8 protein-coding genes are annotated in these 7,310 nt (G+C 55.5%); 3 read left to right on the top strand and 5 right to left on the bottom strand.

The features are described from left to right. Nucleotides 1–378 (bottom strand): hypothetical protein (locus Q0510_RS20185; RefSeq protein ID WP_298715700.1); only part of this gene is annotated, 378 nt, incomplete at its 3' end. 178 nt (nucleotides 379–556) lie between these two features. Further along, the gene (locus Q0510_RS20190; protein ID WP_298715702.1) at nucleotides 557–814 is read right to left on the bottom strand and encodes a hypothetical protein; all 258 of its coding nucleotides are present in this window, start codon (nucleotides 812–814) and stop codon (nucleotides 557–559) included. Between the two features lie 254 nt (nucleotides 815–1,068). Here Q0510_RS20190 and Q0510_RS20195 point away from each other — a divergent pair, with 254 nt between their 5' ends. Together Q0510_RS20195 and Q0510_RS20200 are read left to right on the top strand one after the other, a co-directional pair. Further along, nucleotides 1,069–3,243 (top strand): S9 family peptidase, encoded by a 2,175-nt coding sequence (locus Q0510_RS20195; RefSeq protein ID WP_298715704.1) that lies wholly within the window; start codon nucleotides 1,069–1,071, stop codon nucleotides 3,241–3,243. Between the two features lie 96 nt (nucleotides 3,244–3,339). Beyond that, nucleotides 3,340–3,735 (top strand): hypothetical protein, encoded by a 396-nt coding sequence (locus Q0510_RS20200; RefSeq protein WP_298715706.1) that lies wholly within the window; start codon nucleotides 3,340–3,342, stop codon nucleotides 3,733–3,735. A 71-nt stretch (nucleotides 3,736–3,806) separates the two neighbouring features. On the opposite strand, the gene Q0510_RS20205 is transcribed toward Q0510_RS20200, so the two are convergent. From Q0510_RS20205 to Q0510_RS20215, 3 genes are read right to left on the bottom strand one after another with little or no spacing between them, the layout of a single operon-like run. Beyond that, nucleotides 3,807–4,442 carry a VIT1/CCC1 transporter family protein gene (locus tag Q0510_RS20205; RefSeq protein ID WP_298715708.1) on the bottom strand — a complete coding sequence of 212 codons (636 nt, stop codon included), beginning with the start codon at nucleotides 4,440–4,442 and terminating at the stop codon, nucleotides 3,807–3,809. After that, on the bottom strand, nucleotides 4,439–5,674 hold the full coding sequence (gene rocD / locus Q0510_RS20210) for an ornithine--oxo-acid transaminase (RefSeq protein ID WP_298715709.1): 1,236 nt from the start codon (nucleotides 5,672–5,674) through the stop codon (nucleotides 4,439–4,441). The genes Q0510_RS20205 and rocD overlap by 4 nt, the downstream gene beginning before the upstream one ends. An 8-nt stretch (nucleotides 5,675–5,682) precedes the next feature. Next, a complete protein-coding gene (locus Q0510_RS20215; RefSeq protein ID WP_298715710.1) occupies nucleotides 5,683–5,943 on the bottom strand; it encodes an acyl-CoA-binding protein in 261 nt (86 codons plus the stop codon). Between the two features lie 174 nt (nucleotides 5,944–6,117). Between Q0510_RS20215 and lepA the strand changes: the two genes are divergently transcribed. Further along, nucleotides 6,118–7,310, top strand: a 1,193-nt coding sequence (gene lepA / locus Q0510_RS20220) for a translation elongation factor 4 (RefSeq protein ID WP_298715713.1), incomplete at its 3' end; no start/stop codon positions are given.

Consider the following 7,310-nt stretch of genomic DNA (forward strand, 5'->3'; position numbering starts at 1 on the left):
CCCGGAATTCCTGGTGAAGGAATACCCCGCCGAAATATTGCCCTGCACCTGGCGGAAGAGCCCGGCCCGGAAATATTGCAGGGTATAGACATCCAGGAGGCTGATTTCCTGGCCCATCATCCGGATGTAGCCGCTTTGTTCGGAGGCCAGCACTTTACCGAAGAACATTTCGCCTTCCAGGGTTTCCACTTTGAAGTCGTGGACCCTGGCCGAGAGGGTTTTGATGTTATGCCGCCGGATATTGAGTACCGCCGAGCCGTTGGCCTTGAATTGCACCAGCCCCACGCTGATGCTCCGCAGCTCCCCGATGATTCGGGTGCCGTTGACCATCCAGAGCGTGTCGATCCTGGTCTGGGAAAGCGCCGGAAGGTGCAGCAAGAGGATAAAGGCGGCGATGATATGTAAGCGGGTCAGGATATTGAACGGTTTGTACTATTACAAGCAGGCTGCGGTAAATGTTCAGGGACAATGCGTTGGAAAAAGAAAGGCGGCGCCCTTCAAAAGGCGCCGCCATATTTCAGCAGGTAATATCTTGTATTCGGTATTCGGAAAAAAATCAGTAATAAGCGGGCTCTTCTCCCCGCAGCGTGCATTCGATCTGGTGTTTGACAGGTGCGCTGAAACCTTCCAGTTCGATATTGGGCCGCTCGTCGAGGCAAATACGGATCTTCCCGTTCTCCCTCACCATCACTTCCTCAATCGGCTCCAGCAATGCGAAAAGCATACGGCGGCCGCTTTCTGCGATCTGGTTCATAATGGAATCCTCCAGGTTAATGAACTCGCGGTTTTTGTAAGAATAAGATACTGTAACCATTTGCAAAGTTTTTCAATAGGACTATATCAGTCCTAAAAATACGACAAATTATAAATTGTCAAAATTTTACATGAATAATTTCTATAAAAGTCATACATATAGGAGGTACGTACAACCACGTAACTGCTCAAATGCGGAATTTAACAGTCGATATGCCAGAACCGTGCCGGTAATTGCCGTTTAGCATAAATGCCCGCGGCGGTTCTGCCCGGAACCCTTATTTTTATGTCCTTATCATTACCTCAAACCCGTATATGCAGTCTATCCGTTACTTTTTATTGATTTGCCTCCTCATGGCCGGCGCCTCCGCCCATGCGCAGGACGTACAATGGAACAAGGCCGGCGACGCCTTCTACCTCGAAAACGACGGCAACATCGTTTCCATCCGCCTGCCATCGAAAGAACAAAGCACCCTCATCACCGCATCCGCCCTCAGGCCCCCCGGCACCAACAGGCGACTGGACATCAAAAACTACCAGTTTTCACCCGACGAAAAGCAGGCCCTCATCTTCACCAACGCCAAACGCGTATGGCGTTACGAAACCCGCGGCGATTACTGGCACCTGGATATCGCGTCCGGCCAGCTGCGCCAGCTCGGGAAAGGCCTGCCCGCATCCTCGCTCATGTTCGCCAAATTCTCACCCGACGGAAAGAAGGCCGCCTATGTGAGCGGGCATAACATCTACGCCGAAGACCTCGACACCGGCAAGATCGAACAGCTCACCCAGGACGGCGACCGCCGCCTGATCAACGGCACGTTCGACTGGGTATATGAAGAAGAATTTGGCTGCCGCGACGGTTTCCGCTGGAGCCCCGACAGCAGGAGCATCGCCTACTGGCAAATCGATGCCCGCCAGATCCGGGACTTCCTCATGATCAACAACACCGACTCGATCTATTCCTTCAACGTACCTGTAGAATATCCCAAAGTAGGAGAGAGCCCTTCACCCTGTAAAGTAGGCGTGGTGAGCCTGGCTTCCAAAAAGACTACCTGGATGCAGGTACCCGGCGATCCCCGCCAGCACTACATCCCGCGGATGGAATGGGTGCCCGGTAAACAGGAGCTCATCATCCAGCAGCTGAACCGCAAACAGAACAGCTCCAAAATCATGCTGCTCCAGCCCGCCACCGGCACGGCAAAAACCATCAAGTCCGAAACCGACGACGCCTGGATAGACGTGAAATCGTATTGGGATGATGGCGATATCACCGGCTGGGACTGGCTGGAAACCAATAAAGCGTTCGTATGGGTAAGCGAAAAGGACGGCTGGCGCCATCTCTACCGCATCTCTGCCGACGGCTCCAAAGAAACCCTGCTCACTCCGGGCAACATGGACGTGATCAGAATCGCCCGGATCGATGAAGCCGGCGGCAAGATCTACTTCCTGGCATCGCCCGACAATGCCACGCAGCAATACCTCTACCAGGCGCCCCTCAGCGGAGGCCCCGCCACGCGGGTTACGCCCGTCGGCCAGCCCGGCACGCACGACTACAACATCGCGCCCGGCGGTAAATTCGCGCTACACTCTTTCAACAGCCACCGGCAGCATCCCGACCAGGAAATCGTGACCCTGCCCGCCCACCAGGGCCTCAGCGACAAGGATTTCTCCTCCGCCTCCAAACCCGTTCCCGGCAGGGGCCACGCGCTGCGCTTCTTCCAGGTGACCACGGCGGATAACGTAACGCTCGACGGATGGATGCAACTCCCGTCGAATTTCGATTCCACCAAAAAATACCCCGTAGTGTTTTACGTGTATGGCGAACCCGCATCCTGCACGGTGAAAGACAGCTGGGGCAACGGCGTCAATCCCCTGTACGCCGGTAATATGGCTGCCGACGGGTATATCTACATCTCGCTCGACAACCGTGGCACGCCCGCGCCCAAAGGCCGTACCTGGCGCAAGAGTATTTATGGCAAAGTGGGCATCCTGAACGCCCGCGACCAGGCCATGGCCGCCACCGAAATCCTCAAATGGAATTACGTCGACAAAGAGCGCGTGGCAGTCTGGGGCTGGAGCGGCGGCGGTTCGATGACGCTGAACCTGCTCTGCCAGTACCCCGAGATCTATAAAACCGGGATCTCCATCGCGGCGGTCACCAACCAGCTCACTTATGACAACATCTACCAGGAAAGATATATGGGGCTTCCGCAGGAAGACCGTGCAGCCTTTATCGCCGGTTCTCCCATCACCTACGTAAAAAACCTGCGCGGTAAGCTGCTCTATATTCACGGCACGGGCGACGATAACGTGCATTACCAGAACGCGGAAATGCTCATCAACGAACTGGTGAAACACAAAAAAATGTTCCGCCTCATGAGCTATCCCAACCGCTCGCATGGTATTTACGAAGGCGAAGGCACTTCCGAACACCTGTCTGCCACCTACACTGAATTTCTCCGGGAAAATTGTCCTCCCGGCGCACGATAACCGCTTTCTGACGAAAATCACCTGTCCATAACCGGCAGGTGATTTTTCTTTTTCGGAGATAACCGTTTAATTTGCGGGCTAATTACAAACCGGAACATGTCTAAAACCGCAATCACGGGCCTGGTGGCCATCATTATCGTTATCATCGGCACTTTCCTCCCCTGGGTGAGCATTATCACCGGCGGGCAGGAACTTGTATTTACCGGGCTGAAAACCGAAGGTTCCAGCTTCGGGGAGCCGGGCAAACTAAGCATTTTCGTGGCGGTACTGACCGGCATCCTGTTCCTTATCCCGAAAGACTGGTCGCCCAAAATCAACCTTTTCACCAGCGCTTTCCTCGTAGCCTGGACGTTCCGCAACCTGCTGCTGTATTCCCGCTGCGAAATGGGCATCTGCCCCGAACAGAAGGCCGGGCTCTACATTTGCCTCATCGGGGCCATCGCCGCATTTATCTGCGTGCTGATGCACCGGCGGACTTTCGTCAAAAAGTAAACGTCACTTACCGACATAAAACAGCCGGCGCGGGAAACTCCTGCGCCGGCTGTTGCTTTATGCGAAATTGATTAAATCACCGAACTGATAAGGTAAGACGCCAGTACGACCACGCTCCCCGTCAACAGGTACCGCATGGTCAGCCCCACGAGCCGTTGCCCGGTGATGCGGGACTTCACCCAGCCAAACGCGACCAAAGCTAAAATGCTGATTACAAGGCTCGTACGCCCTGCTACCGAAAAATCTTCCTGCATCAGGAAGGGCACGAAGGCGATAAGCCCGCCGAGGAGAAAGAAGCCTCCGGTCAGCAAAGTGCTGCGGATGGCATGGCGCAACCCGAAATCACGCAGCGGCACTTCTTCGGTTTGAAGGGTGGCTTCCCATTGCGCCTGGTCTTTCTGCATTTCATCGGCGATGTGCGCGATGGTGGGTGCGGAAAGGTCGAGGTTTCGGAGTTTGGCGGCTTCTTCGGGCGTCATCACGCCTTCATCTTCTTCGCCCCGGTTGGCGCGGAACACCGCGATCATCATGAGCAGGGTGGCCACGCCGAGGATGATGAGATGAAGGGTATAGAAAGCCTGCACCGTGAGATTCTTGGAATACAGGATCTGCGTGGTGAAGAGCAGCAGCAGCACACCGTCGGGGAACCCGATCATGAGGTCTGTCTGCCAGCCCGAACTGCGTATGGCTTTTTGCGTTTTTGTCATGAGAGCGCTTCGAGGCTTTGCCGGATGATGCCCACGCAGTCGTTTACCTGCGCGGCGGTAATGGTGAGGGGAGGCGCGAAACGGATCTTATCGCCGTGCGTGGGCTTGGCGAGCAGTCCGTTTTCCTTCAATGCCAGGCAGAGGTCCCAGGCGGCGTCGGGATTGCTATGTTCGATTTCGATGGCGTTGAGCAATCCTTTACCGCGGATGATGCGGATGAAGGGGGATTCGATGTCGCGGAGGCCCTGGCGCAGCAGCTCGCCCATTTCACGGGCATTGTCGGCCATGTGCTCGTTGCGGAGCACTTCCAGCGCGGCCATGGCCACCTTGCAGGCCAGCGGGTTGCCGCCGTAGGTGGAGCCGTGCTCGCCAGGCTTGATGGTCAGCATCACGGCATCGTCGGCCAGTACGGCCGAAACCGGCAGCATGCCGCCGGAAAGGGCTTTGCCGAGGATGAGGATATCGGGGCGTACGTTTTCATGGTCGCAGGCGAGCATTTTACCCGTCCGGGCCAGCCCGGTCTGGATCTCGTCGGCCATAAAAAGCACGTTCGCGTCTGTGCAGTATTGCCTTACGGAAGAAAGATACCCTTCGTCGGGTACTTTTACGCCGGCTTCGCCCTGGATGGGCTCCACGAGGAAACCTGCCACGTGGGGGTCCTGCAGGGCGCGGGCCAGGGCGGGGAGGTCGTTGAAGGGGATCACTTCGTAGCCGGGCATGTACGGGCCGAAGTCGCGGCGCGCCACGGGATCCGTGCTGAAGCTCACCACATTAAGGGTGCGCCCGTGGAAGTTCTCGGAGCACACGATGATTTTCGCCTTGTTTTCAGGAATGCCTTTTACGACATAGCCCCAGCGGCGGGCGAGCTTGAGGGCGGTTTCCACGGCTTCTACACCGGAATTCACCGGCAATACGCGATCGTATCCGAAGTACCGGGTGATGTAGGCGGAATATTCGCCGAGGAGGTCGCTGTAAAAAGCGCGGGAAGTAAGGGTAAGGCGCCCGGCCTGTTCCACGAGGGCCGCCACGATTTTGGGGTGGCAGTGGCCCTGGTTCACGGCGGAGTACCCGGAAAGAAAGTCGTAATACCGTTTCCCGTCCACGTCCCAGACATGCACGCCTTCGCCCCGGGTGAGGACCACCGGGAGCGGGTGGTAATTGTGCGCGCCGAACTGGTCTTCGAGGTCGAGGAAATGCTGTGCCTTTTCACTGATCGTATAATTGGGTACCATACTCAAAATTACTTATTCTTCAGCTGATTCACGAGATCGATATATTCCTGCATGGCCGCATCCTTCGATTTGCCTTTCAGGCCGTTCCATGCATCGTATTTTGCTTTGCCGACGAAGTCGAACATATTGGCGGGAGGTTCCACGTTGATGTCGCCCTCTGTCGCCTGTTTGTAAAGGGAATACAGCTGCAGGAGAATGTCGTTATCCGGTTTAGCGTCAAGGGTTTTGCTGGCCGCTACGGCCGCTTCGAAAGATTGTTGCAGTGCCATGGTCGTTATTTTAGCTTTAAAAGTAAAGAAATACGGGCAAAAGGCGGTTTGCCGCTTTAAAGAAGATTAAAATTTAATACCTTTGCGCAAATAATTAATTACGGATTGTCGGCCGCGGAAAGCGAATGAATGACGCGTAGCAAGCGGTGAGATGGTTCGTAATTTGTCTTTTATATGAAGAATATCCGGAATTTCTGCATTATTGCGCATATCGACCACGGCAAGAGCACCCTGGCCGACCGTTTACTGGAATTTACAAAGACCATCTCCGACCGGGACATGCAAGCCCAGGTGCTGGACGATATGGACCTTGAGCGGGAGAAAGGCATCACCATCAAGAGCCACGCCATCCAGATGAACTATACCGCCAAAAACGGCGAAAAATATACTTTCAACCTGATCGACACGCCCGGCCACGTAGACTTCTCCTACGAAGTGTCCCGCGCACTGGCCGCCTGCGAAGGCGCCCTGCTGCTGGTAGACGCCGCCCAGGGCATCCAGGCGCAGACCATCTCCAACCTCTACCTGGCGCTGGAAAACGACCTCGAGATCATTCCCGTCATCAATAAAATCGACATGGCAGGCGCCATGATCGAGGAAGTGAAAGACCAGATCATCGATCTGATCGGCGTGAAAGACGAAGACATCCTCCTGGCCTCCGGCAAATCCGGAATCGGCATCGAAGAGATCCTCGAAGCCATCGTGACCCGCATCCCGGCGCCCGAAGGCAATCCCGAAGCACCGCTCCAGGCACTCATCTTCGACTCCGTTTTCAACTCCTTCCGCGGTATCATCGCGTATTTCCGCATTTATAACGGATCCATCAAGAAAAACGACCTTATCCGGTTTGTCAACACCGGCGAAGAATACGAAGCCGCCGAAGTCGGCATCCTCAAACTCGGCCTCGAACCGAAGAACGAGGTTTTTGCCGGCGACGTAGGCTATATCATCACCGGCATCAAAAACGCCAAGGAAGTGAAAGTGGGGGATACCCTCACCCAGGCCAGCCGCCCCTGCGAAGAAGCCATCAAAGGCTTCGAAGAGGTGAAACCCATGGTATTCGCCGGCATCTTCCCGGTGGTGACCGAAGACTTCGAAGAGCTGCGCGATTGCATGGACAAGCTCCAGCTGAACGACGCATCGCTTACTTACGAACTGGAAACTTCCCAGGCCCTCGGCTTTGGTTTCCGTTGCGGCTTCCTCGGGATGCTGCACATGGAGATCATCCAGGAAAGGCTGGAACGCGAGTTCAACCAGACGGTGATCACCACCGTGCCGAACGTAGGTTTCATCGCTTACGACAACAAAGGCACCAAACTGATCGTGAACAACCCCTCCGAGATGCCGGACCCCACGAAGATGGACCG

Origin of the sequence: uncultured Chitinophaga sp. (assembly GCF_937874145.1) — a bacterium.
GTDB lineage: Bacteria > Bacteroidota > Bacteroidia > Chitinophagales > Chitinophagaceae > Chitinophaga.